17 protein-coding genes and 1 pseudogene are annotated in these 20,872 nt (G+C 47.7%); 1 reads left to right on the forward strand and 17 read right to left on the reverse strand.

Going from position 1 to position 20,872, the window contains the following annotated elements; genetic code table 11:
• Nucleotides 1–31: 31 nt before the first annotated feature.
• On the reverse strand, nucleotides 32–952 hold the full coding sequence (locus FD960_RS07465; RefSeq protein WP_215298324.1) for a histone deacetylase family protein: 921 nt from the start codon (nucleotides 950–952) through the stop codon (nucleotides 32–34).
• Nucleotides 953–1,035: 83 nt separating this feature from the next.
• Between FD960_RS07465 and FD960_RS07470 the strand changes: the two genes are divergently transcribed.
• The gene (locus FD960_RS07470; RefSeq protein WP_215298326.1) at nucleotides 1,036–2,310 is read left to right on the forward strand and encodes a lytic transglycosylase domain-containing protein; all 1,275 of its coding nucleotides are present in this window, start codon (nucleotides 1,036–1,038) and stop codon (nucleotides 2,308–2,310) included.
• A gap of 25 nt (nucleotides 2,311–2,335) precedes the next feature.
• Here the strand turns inward: FD960_RS07470 and cysM are convergent, their stop codons facing one another.
• The 16 genes and pseudogenes from cysM to gyrA all read right to left on the reverse strand — a co-directional run bounded on the left by cysM (nucleotide 2,336) and on the right by gyrA (nucleotide 20,777).
• Nucleotides 2,336–3,247, reverse strand: coding sequence for a cysteine synthase CysM (gene cysM, locus FD960_RS07475; protein WP_215298328.1), 912 nt, complete (start codon nucleotides 3,245–3,247; stop codon nucleotides 2,336–2,338).
• A gap of 41 nt (nucleotides 3,248–3,288) precedes the next feature.
• Nucleotides 3,289–3,684, reverse strand: a complete 396-nt coding sequence (locus tag FD960_RS07480) for a helix-hairpin-helix domain-containing protein (RefSeq protein WP_215298330.1) — start codon at nucleotides 3,682–3,684, stop codon at nucleotides 3,289–3,291.
• A gap of 164 nt (nucleotides 3,685–3,848) precedes the next feature.
• Nucleotides 3,849–4,196, reverse strand: coding sequence for a hypothetical protein (locus tag FD960_RS07485; RefSeq protein WP_215298332.1), 348 nt, complete (start codon nucleotides 4,194–4,196; stop codon nucleotides 3,849–3,851).
• Nucleotides 4,197–4,912: 716 nt separating this feature from the next.
• Nucleotides 4,913–5,932: an ADP-glyceromanno-heptose 6-epimerase gene (gene rfaD, locus FD960_RS07490; RefSeq protein WP_215298334.1), complete on the reverse strand. Its 1,020-nt coding sequence runs from the start codon at nucleotides 5,930–5,932 to the stop codon at nucleotides 4,913–4,915.
• Nucleotides 5,929–6,858, reverse strand: coding sequence for a D-glycero-beta-D-manno-heptose-7-phosphate kinase (gene rfaE1 / locus FD960_RS07495; RefSeq protein WP_215298336.1), 930 nt, complete (start codon nucleotides 6,856–6,858; stop codon nucleotides 5,929–5,931). Before rfaE1 ends, rfaD begins: the two co-directional genes overlap by 4 nt.
• A 38-nt stretch (nucleotides 6,859–6,896) precedes the next feature.
• Entirely contained in the window at nucleotides 6,897–8,261 is a 1,365-nt protein-coding gene (locus FD960_RS07500; protein WP_215298337.1) for a UDP-glucose/GDP-mannose dehydrogenase family protein, read from the reverse strand.
• Between the two features lie 36 nt (nucleotides 8,262–8,297).
• Complete coding sequence (gene lapB / locus FD960_RS07505) at nucleotides 8,298–9,509, reverse strand: lipopolysaccharide assembly protein LapB (protein WP_215298339.1); 1,212 nt, start codon at nucleotides 9,507–9,509, stop codon at nucleotides 8,298–8,300.
• Nucleotides 9,510–9,575: 66 nt separating this feature from the next.
• Nucleotides 9,576–9,914: pseudogene (locus FD960_RS07510) on the reverse strand (integration host factor subunit beta); the annotation flags it as partial.
• Between the two features lie 51 nt (nucleotides 9,915–9,965).
• Entirely contained in the window at nucleotides 9,966–11,639 is a 1,674-nt protein-coding gene (gene rpsA, locus FD960_RS07515) for a 30S ribosomal protein S1 (protein WP_015421646.1), read from the reverse strand.
• 145 nt (nucleotides 11,640–11,784) lie between these two features.
• Complete coding sequence (gene cmk / locus FD960_RS07520) at nucleotides 11,785–12,447, reverse strand: (d)CMP kinase (protein WP_215298343.1); 663 nt, start codon at nucleotides 12,445–12,447, stop codon at nucleotides 11,785–11,787.
• Between the two features lie 11 nt (nucleotides 12,448–12,458).
• Nucleotides 12,459–13,778 carry a 3-phosphoshikimate 1-carboxyvinyltransferase gene (gene aroA / locus FD960_RS07525; RefSeq protein WP_215300641.1) on the reverse strand — a complete coding sequence of 440 codons (1,320 nt, stop codon included), beginning with the start codon at nucleotides 13,776–13,778 and terminating at the stop codon, nucleotides 12,459–12,461.
• Between the two features lie 8 nt (nucleotides 13,779–13,786).
• Nucleotides 13,787–14,668, reverse strand: coding sequence for a prephenate dehydrogenase/arogenate dehydrogenase family protein (locus tag FD960_RS07530; RefSeq protein ID WP_215298345.1), 882 nt, complete (start codon nucleotides 14,666–14,668; stop codon nucleotides 13,787–13,789).
• A 41-nt stretch (nucleotides 14,669–14,709) separates the two neighbouring features.
• Nucleotides 14,710–15,834 (reverse strand): histidinol-phosphate transaminase, encoded by a 1,125-nt coding sequence (gene hisC, locus FD960_RS07535; RefSeq protein ID WP_215298347.1) that lies wholly within the window; start codon nucleotides 15,832–15,834, stop codon nucleotides 14,710–14,712.
• Nucleotides 15,831–16,925: a prephenate dehydratase gene (gene pheA, locus FD960_RS07540; protein ID WP_215298349.1), complete on the reverse strand. Its 1,095-nt coding sequence runs from the start codon at nucleotides 16,923–16,925 to the stop codon at nucleotides 15,831–15,833. Before pheA ends, hisC begins: the two co-directional genes overlap by 4 nt.
• Nucleotides 16,925–18,022, reverse strand: a complete 1,098-nt coding sequence (gene serC, locus FD960_RS07545) for a 3-phosphoserine/phosphohydroxythreonine transaminase (protein ID WP_215298350.1) — start codon at nucleotides 18,020–18,022, stop codon at nucleotides 16,925–16,927. The genes pheA and serC overlap by 1 nt, the downstream gene beginning before the upstream one ends.
• 31 nt (nucleotides 18,023–18,053) lie before the next feature.
• Nucleotides 18,054–20,777, reverse strand: coding sequence for a DNA gyrase subunit A (gyrA, locus tag FD960_RS07550; protein ID WP_215298351.1), 2,724 nt, complete (start codon nucleotides 20,775–20,777; stop codon nucleotides 18,054–18,056).
• Nucleotides 20,778–20,872: the final 95 nt, after the last annotated feature.

A 20,872-nucleotide genomic window follows, 5' to 3' on the forward strand; every position in this document is an offset into this window, starting at 1 on the left:
CTATTAGCGGTAATGAATTATTTGCACATACTTAAATGTCGGCGAGCGCCTTGACGTGCGCTACGACGCTACGACCTAAGGCCGAGAGGTTGTAACCACCCTCAAGACAGCTGACGATGCGTCCTTGAGAATATTGATTTGCAATCTCTTTCAGTTTTTTAGTGATCCAAGCGTAGTCATCTTCAACTAGCCCCATTTGACCTAAATCGTCTTCGCGATGCGCATCAAATCCCGCGGAAATAATGATGAGCTCTGGCTCAAAATCCCGCAAGCGTGGCAACCACTGCTCCTCTACGATCGAGCGCACTACATCCCCTCGAGTGGAAGCGGGCAGCGGCACATTAACCATATTATTCGCACGATCTAAACCGGTATACGGGTAAAAAGGATGCTGAAAGAAGCTGCACATCAATACGTTAGGGTAGTTGAAGAATGCCGCTTCAGTACCATTGCCATGATGGACATCGAAGTCAATAATGGCAACACGTTCAATACCGTACTCTTCCATTGCATAGCGCGCCGCTACCGCAACGTTATCAAACACACAAAATCCCATTGAACGGGTGGGCTCAGCATGATGACCAGGAGGGCGAATCGCGCAGAATACATTTTCCACCTCACCCTTCATTACTGCATCCACTCCAGCAATCGCAGCACCAGCTGCACGAAGGGCAGCATTCCAAGTATGGGGATTCATAATAGTGTCACCATCCAACATGAAATATCCACTGGCTGGCGAGCGCTCCCTAACAAAAGCGATATGGTCTGGACTATGCACCAACTCCAGCTGCTCTTCGGTTGCCAAAGGCGCGTCTAGGTGATGCAGGAAGCGATCTACGCCACTTCTAATGAGTTGATCGTTGATCGCTTGAATGCGCTCTGGGCACTCGGGATGATGGCTACCCATTTCATGTTTCAGAAAATCTGGGTGAGTTATGTATCCTGTTGTCATTACTAGAAATCCTCAATAGCAAAACTGTAATTTTTATAATTCAATAAAACCTATCTACCGATCAAAAATCCACCTTCAAATCCATGAATTTTCGCGTCTCCTACTACAGCTCAATATTGCTCATTGCGCTAGCTTTAATGGCCTGCTCCAGCACGCCCACCCAACAAGCTAACACTAAAGAGACTATCGTAAACCAGACAGAGGATGCTGCTACCGAAGCCCGTTTCACCCAAAATCTCAACCAATTACTTGCCCAAATTGCCCAAAGCCAAGAAATTCCGCTAGCCTCACTAGAAACAGGCTTCTCCGATGCTAAAGCGATTCCGTCGATTCGGAAATTGGTATTACCCCCATCGGGAACCTTTAAAAAGAATTGGGCCGCCTATCGCAAGCGCTTTATCGAACCCATTCGGCTCAAGGCCGGGAAGGCGTTTTGGGAGCAAAACCAGGACTACCTCCTCAGGACTGAGCAAGAGTCTGGCGTTCCAGCCGAGGTCATCGTGGCCATTATTGGCATTGAGACCATCTATGGACGTCAAACTGGCAACTTTCGGGTTAAAGATGTGCTCTCCACCCTGGCATTTAGCTACCCAGATACGCCCAATAAGGCTAGCCGCGAGCAACTCTTTAAAGATCAATTGCAGGAGTTAATCCTTTTATGCTGGTCAGAGGCGGGAGGCAGTTTGCCAGCTAAAAACAGTAGTCAAAGCACCAACCCAGCCCGTTTTAAGGCCTGCCTGAATCAAAATAGCTCCTATGCTGGGGCAATCGGATTACCTCAATTTATGCCGAGTAGCATCCGTAGTTTTGCTGTGGATGGCGATGGCGATGGGCGGATCGATCTAAAACAAAGCCCCAAAGATGCAATTGCCAGTGTTGCGAACTTTATGAAAAAGCATGGGTGGCAACCAGGCATGCCTATTTACTTCCCTATTCAAGAATCTGAATTTTCTAATGCTAAGGCTCTCGCTGATGGCGAACCTCAGCTTAAATTCACAGTACAAGAATTGATTGATAAAAGGATTCTGACAAAAGATCAAGGCGACTTACAGGCAGGTGGCGTCGAACCTCAAAGCAAAGCATTGATTGTGGATCTCCCTTACCTAGATCAAGATGGAAATGATCGCGTGCGCTATGTTGCAGGTTTGAATAACTTCTTAACCATTGTGCAATACAACCGCAGCTATTTTTATGCACAAAGCGTTGTGGAATTCGCTGAGGCCTTGGGATATAAAAACCAAAGCGTCGTTCCCAGCATGGCAACTACCAATAGCAAAACAAGTGCAAAAGAATTGAATTCAACTACACCCGCTAAATCTAAATCCAAAAAATCTAGCAGTAAGAAGAGGGTAAAGTAATTCCAAGAACCGAATGTAAGCTTGATTAAGCTGGAAAAACTCCGGTGGAAAGATAGCGATCGCCGCGATCACAAACGATAAATACAATCGTTGCGTTTTCAACCTGACGGGCAATTCTCAATGCAACCACTAGGGCGCCACCTGCTGAGATACCACAGAAAATTCCCTCTTCAGCAGCCAAACGACGAGCCATCTCCTCAGCATCCGCCTGGGTCACATACTCTATCCGATCAACCTTGTCGCCCTGATAGATCTTAGGCAGATACTCGGGTGCCCATTTTCGAATACCCGGAATCTGCGAACCTTCCTCCGGTTGAGCGCCAATAATCTGAATCTCTGGATTCATGGACTTTAAATAAGTAGATACACCGGTAATGGTTCCGGTCGTTCCCATTGCAGAAATAAAGTGGGTGATCTGTCCATCCGTATCACGCCAAATTTCAGGGCCAGTGGTTTCAATGTGTGCACGCGGATTATCTGGATTAGCGAATTGATCTAGGAGCCTGCCACGTCCCTCTTTTTGAAGTTGCAAGGCGTAGTCGCGCGCAAACTCCATACCGCCAGAAGCTGCAGTCAAAATCAATTCCGCACCATAGGCAGCCATACTTTGTCTGCGTTCAATGCTCTGATTTTCAGGCATCACCAACACCATCTTGTAACCAAGCATGGCAGCTGTCATCGCCAACGCAATACCAGTGTTACCGCTGGTCGCCTCGATCAAGGTATCGCCTGGTTTAATTTCACCGCGCTCTTGCGCACGCAAAATCATCGACAGCGCAGGTCGGTCCTTCACCGACCCGGCTGGATTATTGCCTTCTAACTTTCCCAAAATCATATTGTTCCTGGAGTCATTCTCAAGACCCGGGATGCGTTGTAAGCGAACTAAGGGAGTATTCCCTACAGTTTGTGAAATGGTTAAGTAAGAAGGTGTGCTCATAAGGCCATTTTAGCCATAAGTAGGACTATGTATAAAAGGGCTTAATTTCGGCGGTTTGAGCCCGCACGATCCGGATGATGGCGAGAACCATTTTGACCACGCGAGCCACGTCTACTAGGGCTGGAGCCCTCCTTTGCTGTGCGTCCGTGTGGCTCGCGAAATGAACTGGGTGCCTCAATCGTTAAACCGTTATCCACCATTTTTTCTACGGACTTCATGCCGATACCACGCACGCGTTTTTGCAAATCATTGGCATCTTGGAAATGACCGCCATCCAAACGTTCCGCAATGATGGTCTTTGCCTTAGCGGGGCCAATTCCTTTGATGCTTTCCAGCTCAGATTGGGTGGCAGTATTTACATTAACGGGGCTGGCCGCACTCAAACCCGACGCAGCCAGGATCACTGAAAAGGCTAAAGACTTTAATAATTGATTCATTCGATCTCCATCAGAAAATAAATAAATCCCGCACAAGGAATTTGGCGGGAGCATCTAAAACGAATGGAGAGAAGAAGCGTTGACCCCGTTTAAAGCAGGATCAGGCAATTACAAAAGAATAGGCAAATACCTACGAAAAATCTTCGCCTTAAGAAGGCAAAGCATTAAGGCTTACTGGCCTTAACTACGCACTCACCCACTTTGGCAAAATAGGAGTTAGCCTTGGGAGTCGACAACACATATTTCTTGCGGCCATCCGTATCCGCCTGATACTTGATGAGTTGCTTGCCATGCAGCCTGGAAAGGCGGCCATGAATGGTGGCCTGTGAAGCGACATCGGCACGACACAGCAAATCACCCACCAACAAAGGAGCGCCATCACGTTCCGCTAAAGCCACCAAAACAAGCAATCTACGCTCTATGTCATCGATACTAGGGAATGAAGGCAATTGCTCAGCAACTTGCAAGAGTTGCTGGAATCGAAAAAAAGCCTCAGTCAAATAATTTTTCATTGGTATTTTCTTTGAGTGGTTTTATGCATGTGCAGAAAACACTGCCATTCTTAATGACTATATTAGCAGAACGGGATTACCCTCATTACTCAAACTATAGGCAAATGCTATTCTTAAGCCGTTATAGATTTAATAAATATTAAACCAAGCCGATCGTCAGATGACTTCACTTCTCCATAATTTAGCAATAGTAGTGGGCACAGGGATAGTCTGGTTCTTGACGGATTACCTGAACCGTGAATATTTTTCAATATTCAAAATTAGTGACTTCATTTACGTAATCTATATTCCTGCAGGCTATAGACTAATAGCGGTCATTACCTTTGGGTGGTTGGGCGCATTGAGCGTTGGGCTGGCATACGCGATACGAGTGTATTTTTTCCGAGATATGCCACTTCCTGACTCGCTAATACTGGCCACACTTTATGCGCTAGCACCGCTAATCGCTTACAAAGCGTGGGAAAAGATTTTTCAAATTACGCCAAGCTTATTGAATATGTCAGTCGAGAACCTATTCTGGCTTTCTTGTATCAGTGCATTTTTTAATGCGATATTTCGCGTTGCTTATTTCTATTATGCAAATATGCCCTATGGGTTTGAGGAATTCACACTGTTGATAAGTGGGAATTTAGCCGGCACCTTTATAGTTTTATATGCACTAAAGATATGCGCTCGTATTTATTACAACTTCAGCCAAAGAAACAGATCCTGAAGATCTAGAGTGGGTTAGCCAAGAAATCCGCATTGGCTGACAACCAAGCAATATAACGGCCTACACCCTGCTCAACATCGAGGAAAGGTTCAGCGTAACCGGCAGCACGTAGCTTTGTTAAATCAGCCTGAGTAAAACATTGATACTTACCTTTGAGCGCATCCGGAAATGGAATGTACTCAATCGCTTTTTCCTTTACCAACTCCTCAAGACTGGCTGAATTCGCGTTATCTAGCTTGCGCATTGCATTGGCAACCGCGTGCGCTACATCATTAAAAGGTTGGGCACGGCCACTACCCAGATTAAAGATGCCGCTGATTTCTGGATGGTCCAAGAAATATAGATTTACCTTAACAACATCTTCTACCGAAACAAAGTCGCGACTTTGCTCACCCGGCCCATAACCACCATACTCACCAAAAAGCTTTACCTGGCCATTGTCTTTGTACTGATGGTATTGATGAAATGCTACTGAGGCCATACGACCTTTGTGAGATTCACGTGGGCCATAAACATTGAAGTAGCGAAAGCCCACTACTTGCGCAGAATTCGCATTCTCAGCAAAACGCTTACGCATCACTTGATCAAATAAGAACTTGGAGTAGCCATAAATATTTAATGGCTTCTCGTGCTCGCGACTCTCTACAAATACATCGGAGCCACCATAGGTTGCCGCTGAAGAGGCGTAGAGCAATTGCACTTTTTGCTCTGTACAGATATCAAGCAGATTCATGGTGTAGCGAAAATTATTCGCCATCATAAAAATACCATCTGTTTCCATGGTGTCGGAGCATGCTCCCTCATGAAACACCGCTCTGACTTTTCCAAATCGACCACTTCTAAAAGCGGCTAAAAATTCATCTTTGTCTAGGTAATCAACAATGTCGAGATCAGCTAGGTTTCGGTATTTATCAGCGGGACGTAAATCATCAACGGCAATAATATTTTTCTCGCCACGCGCATTGAGAGCCTGAACAATATTGGCGCCAATAAATCCGGCAGCGCCAGTTACGATAATAGTCATTGCAATTCCTCTGAAGTCACAGTGGCAGTACCTAATTTACCCACCACAATACCGCCCGCACGATTTGCCAAAGCCATCGCTCTTTCTAATGGCCACTGGGCAGCCAAAGCCACCGCCAACGTTCCAATCACCGTATCTCCTGCGCCAGAAACATCAAAGACTTCACGCGCTTGAGCCTTGACATGGCTAACACCAGCCTCGGTAAACAAACTCATCCCCTCTTCAGAGCGAGTAAGCAATAAAGCCTGAAGATCAAGGGAGTGTCGCAAATCTTGCGCTCTCTTTGTCAAATCTTCTTCACTTGTCCACTGACCAACAACTTGACGCAATTCGCTGCGATTCGGCGTCAATACGGTAGCACCACGATATTTAGCGTAATCATCCCCCTTGGGGTCGACCAGAATCATTTTTTTCTGAGCGCGAGCTTGCTCAATCATCAAGGCGACTTGACCCAATGCGCCCTTGCCATAGTCGGACAAAATAACCACGTCAGCATCACCAACTAATTTTTCATAGCGCTCCAACTTATGAGCCAAAGCAGCCTGACTAGGCGCCTCCTCAAAGTCCAAACGAATTAACTGCTGCTGCCTTGCAATCACACGCAACTTCACTGTTGTCGGAACTTTTGCATCAATCTCCAGCTGACTATCCACTCCGCTGGATTTGAGCAATTCAGAGACACGGCGCCCAGACTCGTCATTGCCAATCACGCCCAAAATAGTGGTCTTGGCGCCCAACGCAGCAACGTTACGCGCGACGTTCGCCGCGCCACCAAGGCGCTCGTCAATCTTACCTACCTGAACCACTGGAACTGGCGCTTCAGGAGAGATGCGATTGGTATCACCAAACCAGTAGCGATCGAGCATGACATCTCCCACTACTAATAAGCGAGCTTTAGAAAATTGTTCTCGGTTAGCTTTTTCCACGGAATGCGTAATCTTTCTAATGGATTCTAATATTTCGATTAATTATGACGACCAATGCCTTGGTACTCAATACCCAATTCTTGCATGGCCTGTGGCTCATATAAATTACGGCCATCAAAGATGATCGGGGTTTTGAGCTTGGATTTGAGTAGGTCAAAATCAGGACTACGGAAGGCTTTCCACTCAGTCACAATGATCAAGGCATTACAGCCATCGACTGCGGCCATGGGGTCAGCCACCATGGAGACTTTTTTCAAACCCTCTGGATTGCCCTTAAAGTCCAGATCTAGGCAATGCTTAGCTTCTGGCATGGAGACTGGATCGTGCGCCACTACTTGAGCGCCGCGTTTTACTAATTCTTGAATGATGACTCGACTTGGCGCTTCGCGCATATCGTCGGTATTAGGCTTAAATGCCAGCCCCCACAAAGCAAATTTCTTACCCGAGAGATCCTTGCCAAAGCGCTTTTCAATCTTTTCCACCAGGATATATTTTTGCGCTTCATTGACCGCCTCTACGGCATCGAGGATCTTCAGTTCTCTGCCGTGCTCAATGGCAGTTTTGGATAAAGCGGAGACATCCTTTGGAAAGCAAGAACCGCCGTAACCCGTTCCAGAATATAAAAAGCCATAACCAATGCGAGAGTCTGAACCAATACCTTGGCGTACCGCTTCAATATCCGCCCCCACTAAGTCGGCTAAATTGGCCAACTCGTTCATAAAGGAGATACGGGTCGCTAACATCGCATTAGCTGCGTATTTAGTCAGCTCAGCGCTTTTAACATCCATGTAATAAGTACGTTCATGGTGACGGTTAAATGGGGCATAGAGTTTGCGCATTTGCTCTTTGGCGCGCAATCCCGCTGGTGTACTTTGAGTGCCAATCACAATACGATCGGGGCGCATAAAGTCTTCCACAGCCGCGCCTTCTTTGAGGAACTCTGGATTAGAGACTACCGAGCACAGTTCCGGCGAGAGACCTCGCTTATTCAACTCTTCAGTAATTGCGGTAGATACTTTGTCTGCAGTGCCTACTGGCACCGTTGACTTATCCACAATCACTTTAGGTGTCGTCATATGGCGACCGATATTGCGGGCAGCTGCGACAACATATTGCAGATCAGCAGAACCATCCTCATCCGGAGGAGTGCCGACAGCGATAAATTGAATATCGCCGTGAGCTACAGAAGCGGCAATATCCGTGGAGAACTGTAACCTGCCCGCTATGCGATTGCGCTCAATCATTTCTTTGAGGCCAGGCTCGTAAATAGGTACGCCACCCGAATTGAGAATCTCAATCTTTTTAGGATCAACGTCAACACAAAAAACGTTATTTCCCTGCTCCGCTAAGCAAGCACCGGTAACAAGACCGACATAACCGCTTCCAATGATGGTGACTTTCAAGATCTCTCCAAATAATTCAGTGAATGCAAACCAACATCACATTGATGGGCCACTAGGGACTGCGCCCTCGCTACGTCTTGGGGAGTATGCCTCCCAATGATTGCAACCCGGACATTGCCAATAAAAACGTCGCGCACGAAAACCACAATTTCCACAGGTATAGCGGGCCAAGCTAGTAGTGCGCTGCTTTAACAAACTTAGGGTGGCCTGAAGATCAGAAATTCTTTCTGGGCTGCCACTGGTCTGGGCAAGTGCTAAACGGGTTTCCGCCAACTTAGATAGAGCGCTCAAGCTTGGTGAGTGCTGCATCACTTCTACTAGCATTTCTTCGGCAGCTTGAGCGCCACGAATTTTGGTCACATGCTTTTGAACAATATCGAGCAACTCACCAGAAGCCTGCGTCTTTAAGAGTTCGCACAAGGCGCTTAAACCAACATCAGCCTTATCCAAGGCTGCATGAGCAAGCATCCAGCGGTCTGCAAGCAAATGCATATAGGCAGGATGTGTTTTAGCAATGATGCTCCAAGCCTCTATTGCCTGAGCTGGTCGGTCCATCGCCATCAAATAATCGCCCTGCAAAATCAAGGCGCGCGCATGGTTGGACACCGCTTGCAATGCCAATTGAACTGATTGCTCAACCTCAGGTAAATCCTTACGACGCAAAGCCTCTTGCGCAATCTCACAATGAAATTGCGCAATCTCTGTGTGGTGAGATTTGCCTTGCAAACTTTCCAGTTCGCTAGCGGCAATAATCGCCTTCTTCCAATCGCGTTCAATCTGATACATCTCAAGCAGACTCTCTTTGGCTGGAGCCGCGAACTTTCCTTCGCCAACCCGATTCAAAGAGGCTTCAGCGCGATCCAATAATCCCGCCCTCAAAAAATCACGGCCTAATTCATATGCTGCATGATCTCGATCACGAGCCTTTAAGTCATCGCGATTGGCTAAATGCTGATGCACCCGAATCGCACGCTCAGTTTCGCCACGACGACGGAACAGGCTACCCAATGCAAAATGCAATTCAATTGTTTCAGGGTCGAGTTGAGCAATCTTGACTAAGGTCTCAATGGCTTGATCTGGTTGCTCATTCAGCAAAAGGCTTAAGCCTTTGAATGTTGAACGCTGCTGACGCATACGTTCACGCTCATCCATCCGACTCTCAAGACGCAAATCCCAGCGCGATGCTAACCAGCCAATACCAAACATGACTGGTAATAACAAAAGCCAAGAAGTGGCAATCTGAATCATGATGTGCAGAACTTAAATAAAAAAATGGCCCGAATGGACCACTGCTTATGCGCTATGCGACTAGGCACCAGAACCCTCTTTGGGTCCCGCTTGCTTTAGCGGCTTGTAATCAACGCGCTCACGTAATTCTTTTCCAGGCTTAAAGTGTGGAACCCGTTTTTCTGGAATCATTACTTTCTCACCAGACTTTGGGTTGCGACCAGTACGCGCAGGACGGTGATGCAAAACAAAGCTACCAACACCACGCAACTCAATACGCTTGCCTTCCGCTAAAGCGTGAGTCATGGTATCTAGCAATGTTTTTACTGCCAACTCCACATCCCTAGGAAGTAGCTGGGGAAACTGTTCCGCCAAGCTCTCCACGAGTTCGGAGCGAGTAATTGCTTGTTGCTCTTGATCTGACATGATCTATCAATAAAAACCGCCGCTCTCCTCGTGGAAAGCGGCGATATTGATTTAGCCTTGATTGTCCAACTTTGCTTTTAACAAAGCACCCAAGTTGGTTGTGCCAGACTGCGCATCACCTTGGAGTTTGCTCATAGCATCTTGTTGGTCAGAGCTGTCTTTAGCTTTGATTGAAAGATTGATAACACGTGACTTGCGATCAATATTAATGATCATTGCAGTAACGCTGTCGCCTTCTTTCAATACATTGCGTGCATCTTCAACGCGATCTGTTGAGATCTCAGAAGCACGTAAGTAAGCTTCAACTTCATCAGCCAAGTGAATAGTTGCACCCTTAGCATCAACAGCTTTCACAGTACCAGTTACAAGGCTACCCTTGTCGCTTACGGATGTGTAGTTGTTAAATGGGTCACCAGACAATTGCTTGATACCGAGAGAGATACGCTCTTTCTCAACATCGATGGCCAATACAGTAGCTTCAACTTCATCGCCTTTTTTGTATTTCTTAACAGCTTCTTCGCCTGGCTCATTCCATGAAAGGTCTGAGAGGTGAACTAAACCGTCGATACCGCCAGGCAAGCCAATGAACACACCAAAATCAGTAATAGACTTGATTGCGCCAGTCAACTTGTCGCCTTTTTGTTGGCCACGTGAGAACTCTTCCCATGGATTTGCTTTGCACTGTTTGATGCCCAAGCTAATACGACGCTTGTCTTCATCAATATCCAGAACCATGACTTCAACTTCGGTTCCTAATGCAGTCGCTTTGCTTGGAGCAACGTTCTTGTTAGTCCAATCCATTTCAGAAACGTGTACCAAACCTTCGATACCAGATTCGATTTCTACGAATGCGCCGTAATCAGTTAGGTTAGTTACCTTACCGAATAAACGGGTGTTTGGTGGGTAACGACGTGCGATACCAACCCATGGATCATCGCCAAGCTGCTTCACGCCGAGTGAAACACGGTTCTTCTCTTGGTCGAACTTCAAAATCTTCGCTGTAACTTCTTGACCAACAGTCAACATCTCGCTTGGGTGACGCACACGACGCCATGCCAAGTCGGTAATGTGCAAGAGGCCATCGATACCACCGAGGTCCACGAATGCGCCGTAGTCAGTAATGTTCTTAACAATACCTTGAACAACGCTACCTTCTTTGAGGTTAGACATCAACTTCGCGCGCTCTTCACCTTGGCTAGCTTCAACAACCGCACGACGTGACAACACTACGTTGTTACGCTTACGGTCAAGCTTGATAACCTTGAACTCCATAGTCTTGCCCTCGTAAGGGCTAGTGTCTTTAATTGGACGTGTATCAACGAGTGATCCAGGCAAGAATGCGCGGATACCGTTAACCATCACAGTCAAGCCACCCTTAACCTTACCGGTAACAGTACCAGTAACGATCTCAGCTTGCTCGAGTGCTTTTTCCAAATTCATCCATGATGCCAAGCGCTTCGCTTTGTCACGGGAAAGGATAGTGTCGCCATAGCCGTTTTCGAGGGCGTCGATAGCAACAGAAACGAAATCGCCAGGAGCTACTTCAATCTCGCCAGCGTCGTTGTGGAATTCTTCAACAGGAATAAACGCTTCAGACTTCAAGCCAGCGTTAACAACGACAAAGTTATGGTCGATGCGAAGGACTTCAGCCGAAATAACCTGGCCGGTCTTCATATTCGATCGGGTTAATGATTCTTCAAATAGTTCTGCAAATGATTCAGACATGTATATTCACTTTGTGCCGCCAGAAGGCCCGACGGGTTAGGTTAAAAAAGCCCCGAGAAACACGCTAAGTTAGAAAATCGCGTTGTAGAGTTTCCCAAGACACCAAAACTACTGCTTTACTTCTCTTACATCTACTACCGGCGACTTAAGCTGCCTTCGATTGATACCAATCCAAAACTGCCTTAACTGCTTGATCTATCGATAATTCTGATGTTTCAAGCACTTTTGCGCCATCCGCCACTAACAAGGGCGCTGTACCTCGACTACTGTCTCTGGCATCGCGCTCCTGCAAATCATGCAGCAAGTCATCAAGTTTAGCAGAAATTCCCTTAGCTATCAATTGCTTATACCGACGTTCCGCCCTGGCTTCAGCTGTTGCCGTCAGGAAAACCTTCAATACCGCATCAGGAAATATCACACTGGCCATATCTCGGCCGTCAGCAACTAGGCCAGGTAGTTCACGAAAACCATGCTGAACCCCCACCAAAGCCTGACGAACCTCAGGATGCACTGCAATTGCCGACGCTCTTAAACCAATGGCTTCGGAACGAATGATTTCGGTCACATCCTCAGAATTGAGCAAAATTTGGCCATTTTTGAAGGAAATTACGAGTTTTTTTGCCAAAATACCCAGTTCTGGGCCATTTTTAGGGTCAATTGATGCCTTTTGGCTAGCCAAAGCAACTAAACGATACAGGGCACCACTATCCAGATAGTGAAAACCGAGCTTTTGAGCCACCAAGGAAGCAACTGTCCCCTTCCCGGAGGCGGTTGGCCCATCAATGGCAATTACAGGAGGCAAGCTCATCAATGCCAATCCTAGGAGACGATCTTTGCAAACTCAGCAAAGTAGCTTGGGAATGTTTTAGCCACACAATTCGGATCGTTGATCTTTAAGGTATTTGGACCAAAAGCCGCCAATGAAAAACACATCGCCATGCGATGGTCATCATAGGTATCAATACCTTCTGCTGGAGACTTCCAGTCTGAAATGGATTTAGGCGCCTGAACAACGATGTAGTCAGCACCCTCTTCCACAATAGCGCCTACTTTTTTCAACTCTTTGGCCATCGCAGCAATGCGATCAGTTTCTTTCACGCGCCAACTCGCGATATTGTTTAAACGCGTTGGGCCCTCAGCAAATAGTGCCGCAACAGCAAGTGTCATCGCCGCATCCGGGATTTCTGTGCAATCAATCGTGATGCCATTGAGTTTGCCACTGGCATTCTTCACACCAGCAACCTCAATCCAATCCTCGCCGGCAAAAATCTTTGCGCCCATTAACTCCAAGGCATCTGCAAAAGCTACATCCCCCTGAATGCTGTCATTACCAACACCAAGAACACGAACTGGGCCAGCGCCGATAGCGCCTAAGGCCAAGAAATATGACGCAGAGGATGCATCACCCTCGACAGATAGAATGCCTGGGCTTCGATAAACCACATCCGATGTTTTGGCAGGGATGACAAATGTCTGGGCATCTGGGCAAGCAACCTTGACACCAAAGCGCGCCATCAGTTTTAACGTGATCTCTATATAAGGGCGGGAAATTAATTCACCAATCACTTCAATCTTGACAGACTCTTTAGCAACCAAAGGCAGGGCCATCAACAACGCAGTGAGGAACTGACTAGACACATCACCGCGCACCTTAACAACATCGTTAATGGCGATATGCGCCGCAGAAATGTTGATGGGCGGATAACCCTCTTGCAATTCGTAGTCAATCTTCGCGCCCACTTGTCTTAAGCCATCCACTAAATCGCGAATGGGGCGCTCATGCATACGAGGGACGCCTGATAGACGATAGTTACCACCCTGCATTGCCAAGGCAGCCGTTAGCGGACGAATAGCGGTACCCGCATTGCCCATAAAAAGATCAGCATCTTGCACGGGAAACTTACCGCTACAACCCTCGACCACGCAGACTTTGTCGGCTTGATCAGTTACCACCAAATCTAACTGGCGTAGAGCATTGCGCATTACTTGAGTATCGTCAGCATCTAATAAATTCTTAAGCGTGGTGGTGCCGGTAGATAGTGCCGCTAGCAACAAGGCCCGGTTCGAAATACTCTTGGATCCCGGCAATACGATTGAGCCTTGCGCACGCTGAAGTGGTCCGATGGTGATATCTGGCAAACCACTCATCACAACACATCCAAATCTTGACGTGCTTGACTGGCTTTCTTGAAAAGCTTTTCTATGCCTACACCGTCATTGTCCCCAATCAATTTGCGCATGTGATTGACGATGAGTAAATATTGATCCAATTCCTTTAGGATCGCGGTGCGATTACCCAAGCAAATATCGCGCCACATTTCTGGGCTGGATGCAGCAATGCGCGTGAAATCCTTAAACCCTGCGCCAACATGACTGAGTTTTTGGTCTGCGTCTTCAGAATTCACCACGCTTGCCATTAAGGCGTAAGAAAGGATGTGTGGCAAATGAGAGACTGCCGCATAAATAGCATCATGCTGCACACAAGAAATCTTTTTGACCACAGATCCAACGGACTGCCAAAAGCCTTCAATCAAATCAGTATCTTGTGGAGAGTTTTCTTGCAGAGGGCAAAGAATGGTTTGCTTGCCCTCAAATAAATCCGCTTTAGCAGCGCTAGCCCCATGCTGCGCACCACCCGCAATCGGATGTGCCGGTACAAACTGACAGGCTTTCTTGCCTAACACTTCCTTGGCAGCCAAAATGACATCACCTTTGGTGCTACCAGCATCAGTAATCATCGTTCTAGACTCTAGATGCGGCTCAATCAGTTCAAAGGCTGCGCGCATCTGAGCAACAGGCACGCACAACACAATCACGTCCGATTGTTTGGCGGCCTCTACCAAATCCACCACCCCATCAATCGCACCCATCTTGAGTGCCTGATCTAAATTTTCCGCGCTGCGTCCCACGCCCAAGACCTTATTCACCACACCTGCCTGTTTTAAGGCCAACCCCAAAGAGGCTCCGATGAGGCCAACACCAACAATAGTGACGGTTCCGTAGTTGCTTGATGGATTAATGATGGCCATTGGCGTATTGAATTTATATTTTTATTATTTGCGCTATTGGATTATTCGGATATCAAGATGCTGCGCAAAGCAGATATAAATGCGGCATTCTCTTCTGGCAATCCAATAGAGATACGCAGCCACTGTGGCAAACCATAATTACCGACCGGGCGCACAATGATGCCGCGCTTGAGCAAGGCCAAATTAATGCGAGCGCCAGCGCTATCGTCATCACCAACCTTCACCAGCACAAAGTTGCCCGCCGACGGAAGATAAGTCAGACCCATTTCATCAAATGCTTGGGTCAACTGAGTAAAACCTGCGCGATTTAATTCAAAGCCTTGCTTCAAGAACGCATGATCCTGAAACGCCGCGATGGCCGCTGCTTGAGCGAGACTATTTACGTTAAATGGTTGACGAATACGATTGAGCAGATCAGTCAAAGCTGGCTGAGCCACACCATAACCAATGCGCAGACCAGCTAAGCCATAGGCTTTAGAGAAACTGCGCGACAAAATCATATTGGGGAAACGCTTCACCCAAGCGATGGCATCGTAGCGCTGCTCAGGGGCAAGGTACTCATTGTATGCCTCATCCAGAACCACCACGACATGAGCTGGCAATGCAGTTAAAAATTCCTCAATCTCTTTTGCGCTTAAGTAGCTGCCAGTTGGATTATTGGGGTTCGCAACAAACACGAGTTTCGCTTTATCGCCAGATGCCTTCACTGCCGCTAGCATTGCTGGTAAATCATGGCCATAACTCTCTGTTGGCGCTACTTCTATAGCGCGAGCCCCTACTGCTTGGGCAGCCAATGGATACACCGCAAAAGCATGGCGAGAGAAAATAATATCGTCACCAGATTGAGCAACTGCGCGTGCAGCCAACTCCAAAATATCGTTACTGCCATTGCCCAAAGTAATCCAATCGGCCGGAACCCCTAAGCGATCAGACAACACATTCTTTAATTCAAAACCATTGGAGTCTGGGTAGCGACCCAAATCAGCAGCAGCCTTGAGCATCGCTTCTTGAGCAGACTTTGGCATACCCAATGGATTCTCATTGGAAGCAAGTTTGACGATATTGTTTTCATCTAAACCGTATTCGCGAGCTACCTCGCTAATCGGGCGACCACCCACATAAGGGGCGATAGCTTGAATATGTTTTAAACCAATCTTAGAACTCATGCTGAATGGGGGTATGAACCCAGGTTTTTGTAGAAGGCTGCCGTTGCTTTTAATTCTTCCAATGCTTTAGCCACCTTTGCATCATTCGCGTGTCCAGCGACATCGATATAGAAGTGGTATTCCCAAGTGCCTTTTCTCGCGGGACGGGACTCGAAGCGATTCATTGATACACCATGTTTAGCCAAAGGCTCAAGCAAGCGGTGAACGGCGCCAGGCTGGTTATCGACCGACAGCACTAATGAGGTTTGATCCTTGCCGGTCGGCTGACATTCGTAAGTGCCAACCACCACAAAGCGCGTGCGGTTATGCGGATCATCTTGAATCTGGGCAGCTACCGCCTGAAGACCATAGGCTTCTTGAGCCGGATCACCAGCAATCGCTGCAAGCGTTGGATCATTGGCAGCCATGCGTGCAGCTTCAGCATTACTACTCACGGCTTGGCGTTTTAATTGCGGAGCATGCAAGCTTAACCACTGCTGACATTGCGCCAATGCCTGTGCATGAGCGCAAACCGTGGTGACACCATCCAAGGTGCCGTTTTTTGTCAATAAATGGTGACGAATTGGCAGAACCACCTCGCCGCTTATGCGCATTGGAGAATCCAAAAGCAAATCCAATGTTCTGGAGATAGCGCCTTCACTGGAGTTCTCGACAGGAACAACGCCAAATTGGGCTGCGCCCTTCTCTACCGCCTTGAATACTTCATCAATGCTATTGCACGGTAGGCCTGCAATCGAGTGGCCAAAATAGGTTTGCGCAGCCTGCTCTGAAAACGTTCCAACTGGCCCAAGATAAGCAATGGTTTGGCGAGCCTCTAATGCTCTGCACGCAGACATCACTTCGCGCCAAATTGCTGCAATACCATCAGGCAATAAAGGGCCTTTACTAATCTCTTGTAATCGCGCCACTACTTGACGCTCGCGCTCTGGTCTAAATACTGGCGAGGCAAATCCACCTTTAATGTGGCCAACCTCTTGAGCTGCTTGAGCACGCTGAGTTAGCAAATCTAAAATTTGCGAATCAAGCGCATCAATCTTGTCGCGTATGGGCGCTAGACGCTGTTCTTCGGTACTCTGGTCTTTGGAGCTCACTAGGCACGCCTTTCAAAGTCACGCATAAATTCGACTAGTGCTTTGACGCCTTCAAGCGGCATTGCGTTATAGATACTGGCGCGCATACCACCTGCGGCTTTATGGCCACGCAAAGCAACTAAGCCTGCTGCGTTAGATTGCGCCAAGAACTCCGCATTTAAATTTTCATCTTTCAAGAAGAAAGTGACATTCATTCGGGAGCGATATTCTTTGGTAACGCGATTTTCATACAGGCTACTTTGATCCAGGAAGTTGTAGAGCAACTCAGCTTTTTCTTGATTGTGTTTCTCAATCGCTTTCACGCCACCCTGCTTAAGCAGCCATTTAAACCCAAGGCCAGCCATGTAGATTGCAAAGGTAGGTGGTGTATTCAACATGGATTGATTTGCAGCCTGCTTAGACCAATCCCAAATCGAAGGAGTGATCTTCATGCTGTGACCAAGCAAATCTTTACGCACGATCACAATCGTTACACCAGAAGGACCAACATTTTTCTGCGCACCACCAAACCAGACGCCGCACTTTGATACATCCATCTGTTTCGAGAGAATATTGCTCGATACATCGGCGACCAAAAGCTTGCCATTGACATCCGGTACATCAGGAAATTCAACTCCACCAATAGTCTCGTTCGCGCAGTAATGCACGTAGGCAGCGTCATCAGATAACTGCCACGAAGATCTTGCTGGAATCGTATTAAATTTCTCTGCAGCTGAGGACGCCGCTAAATGCGCGACACCATACTTATCAGCCTCTTTAAAAGATTTCTCAGACCAAATACCGGTGACCAAGAAATCCGCTTTAGGGCCATTCTTACCCAAGGACATCAGGTTCATAGGAATGGCTGCGTTTTGACCTAAGCCACCGCCTTGAAGCAACAATATTTCGTAAGAGTCAGGGATATCCATCAAGGTGCGCAAATCTTGCAACACCTCTTCGTATAGGGCCATGAACTCCTTGCCGCGGTGACTAACCTCCATCACGCTCGCGCCAAGGCCCTGCCAGTTCAACATCTCTGCAGCAGCCTGCTTCAGCACCTCTTCTGGTACGGTAGCGGGCCCCGCAGCGAAATTGAAAATGCGGCGGTCAAACGTCATGATGAATTAATTAACCCTTAATGAATGCCAATTAGGCATCACCAGCTTCATCAGAATTGGAATCGACTGCTGGATCTGCGGCTACATCACCCTCTTCACCCTCTTCACCATCATCGATCTCATTGTCATCATCTGAATCGCTTTCAGCGATACGCTGCAAGCCAGACAAACGAGTACCTTCATCCACGTTGATCAAAGTCACACCCTGAGTAGCGCGACCCATCTCACGAATCTCTGAAACACGTGTACGTACCAAGATACCGCCTGTAGTAATCAACATAATTTGATCTTCAGGGGATACCAAGGCGGCGGCAACCACTTTACCGTTTCGCTCTGTTGTCTGAATGGCGATCATGCCCTTGGTACCGCGACCATGACGGGTGTATTCACTAATCGGAGTGCGCTTACCAAAACCATTCTCCGTCGCAGTCAATACGCTACTTGGGATGGCGATACCATTTGCATCAACCACAGCAGCTTCAGCACCTTCCGCTGCTTCAGCAGGCGCAACCAACATCGCGATCACTTGATGGCCTTCACCCAAATTCATACCACGCACACCACGCGCCGTACGACCCATTGGGCGTACATCATTCTCATCAAAGCGCACTGCTTTACCAGCGTCAGAGAACAACATCACATCATGCTGACCATCGGTAATTGCTGCGCCAACTAAGAAATCGTTTTCATTCAAGTCGACGGCGATAATGCCGGCCTTACGTGGATTAGAGAAATCAGACAAACGCGTCTTCTTCACTGTACCAAGGCTAGTTGCCATAAAGACGTAATGATCATCCTGATATCCCTTGATTGGGAGAATCACAGTGATCTTTTCGCCTTCGATCAATGGGAACATATTAACGATTGGCTTACCGCGTGATGTGCGACTACCCTGCGGAACTTCCCACACCTTGAGCCAGTACATGCGGCCACGATCAGAGAAGCACAAAATGATGTCGTGAGTATTCGCAACAAATAGTGTTTCAATCCAATCTTCGTTCTTTGTAGCCGCAGCCTGCTTGCCGCGACCGCCGCGCTTCTGTGCACGGTACTCGCTCAGAGGCTGACTCTTCATGTAGCCGGTATTAGAAAGCGTCACCACCATATCTTGCGGAGTGATCAAGTCTTCCGTGAACAACTCGGTGGCGTTCATCTCAATAAATGAACGACGACCTGTATCACCACCAGCAATACCAAACTCAGCTTGAACTTCCTTCAACTCGGATTCGATTACCTGGGTCACACGCTCTGGTTTTGCAAGCAAGTCGAGCAAGTCGGAAATTTCCGCCATGACTTCTTTGTACTCATTCACAATCTTGTCTTGCTCAAGCCCAGTCAAGCGTTGCAAACGCATCTGTAAAATTTCTTGTGCTTGACTATCGGATAAGCGATACAAGCCTGTGGTCTGCATGCCGTACTCGGGCAATAGACCTTCAGGGCGATAAGCGTTGCGGCCTCCAGGGGTATCCGTTTCAGCACGTGCCAACATTTCGCGCACCATTGAAGAATCCCAAGCTTTACCCATCAATTCCTGCTTAGCAACCACTGGGTTTGCAGCCGCTTTAATAATCGCAATGAACTCATCAATATTTGCGAGCGCAACAGCCAAGCCTTCCAAGACATGACCACGCTCACGCGCCTTGCGCAATTCAAAAATCGTACGGCGTGTAACCACTTCACGGCGATGCTGCAAGAAGTACTCGAGCATTTGCTTCAAGTTCAACAAGCGTGGCTGGTTATCCACCAAAGCCACCATATTCATGCCGAAGTTATCTTGAAGTTGAGTGCTCTTATATAGGTTATTCAATACAACTTCAGGCACTTCACCGCGCTTGAGCTCGATCACTACGCGCATGCCTGATTTGTCTGACTCATCGCGTAAATCAGAAATACCCTCTACTTTTTTCTCATTTACCAACTCAGCGATACGCTCAAGCAAGTTCTTCTTATTCACTTGATACGGCAACTCATCAACGATGATTGCCTGGCGAGCGCCTTTATCGATATCTTCAAAGTGGGTTTTTGCCCGCATCACCACACGGCCACGGCCTGTGCGGTAGCCCTCACGCACCCCTTGGACGCCATAAATAATGCCGGCGGTCGGGAAATCCGGGGCGGGAATGATCTCAATGAGCTCATCGATCGTGCAATCTGGGTTATGCAGCACATGCAAACAGGCTGTAACCACCTCGTCGAGGTTGTGAGGCGGGATATTGGTCGCCATACCCACGGCAATGCCTGAACTGCCGTTAATCAGCAAATTAGGTACTTTTGCAGGAAGAATGAGGGGCTCTTTCTCGCTGCCATCATAGTTTGGCCCGAAATCGACGGTTTCCTTGTCTAGATCGGCCAATAACTCATGAGCGATCTTGCGGAGGCGGATCTCGGTATATCGCATCGCAGCGGCATTATCACCGTCTACAGAACCGAAGTTACCCTGCCCATCAACCAGCATATAGCGCAGAGAGAAGTCCTGGGCCATGCGAACAATGGTGTCATACACCGCAGAATCGCCATGTGGATGGTATTTACCGATCACATCGCCAACTATACGGGCAGATTTTTTGTAAGCACGGTTCCAATCGTTGTTTAATTCATACATCGCGAATAAGACCCGGCGATGAACCGGTTTGAGGCCGTCACGCACGTCTGGCAGGGCTCTGCCGACAATGACGCTCATTGCGTAGTCCAAATAGGACCGCCGCATTTCGTCTTCTAGGGATATTGGTAGTGTTTCTTTAGCGGCTTGTTCCATTTAGAAATAATATCATTTTGATGACTGATAGCCCCTATGCTAAGATTCTGTCAGTTTGTACGAAATTGAGATGTGTCGCTTTGCAGTTTTTGCTT

It is taken from the genome of Polynucleobacter sp. AP-Nino-20-G2, from assembly GCF_018688235.1.
GTDB lineage: Bacteria > Pseudomonadota > Gammaproteobacteria > Burkholderiales > Burkholderiaceae > Polynucleobacter.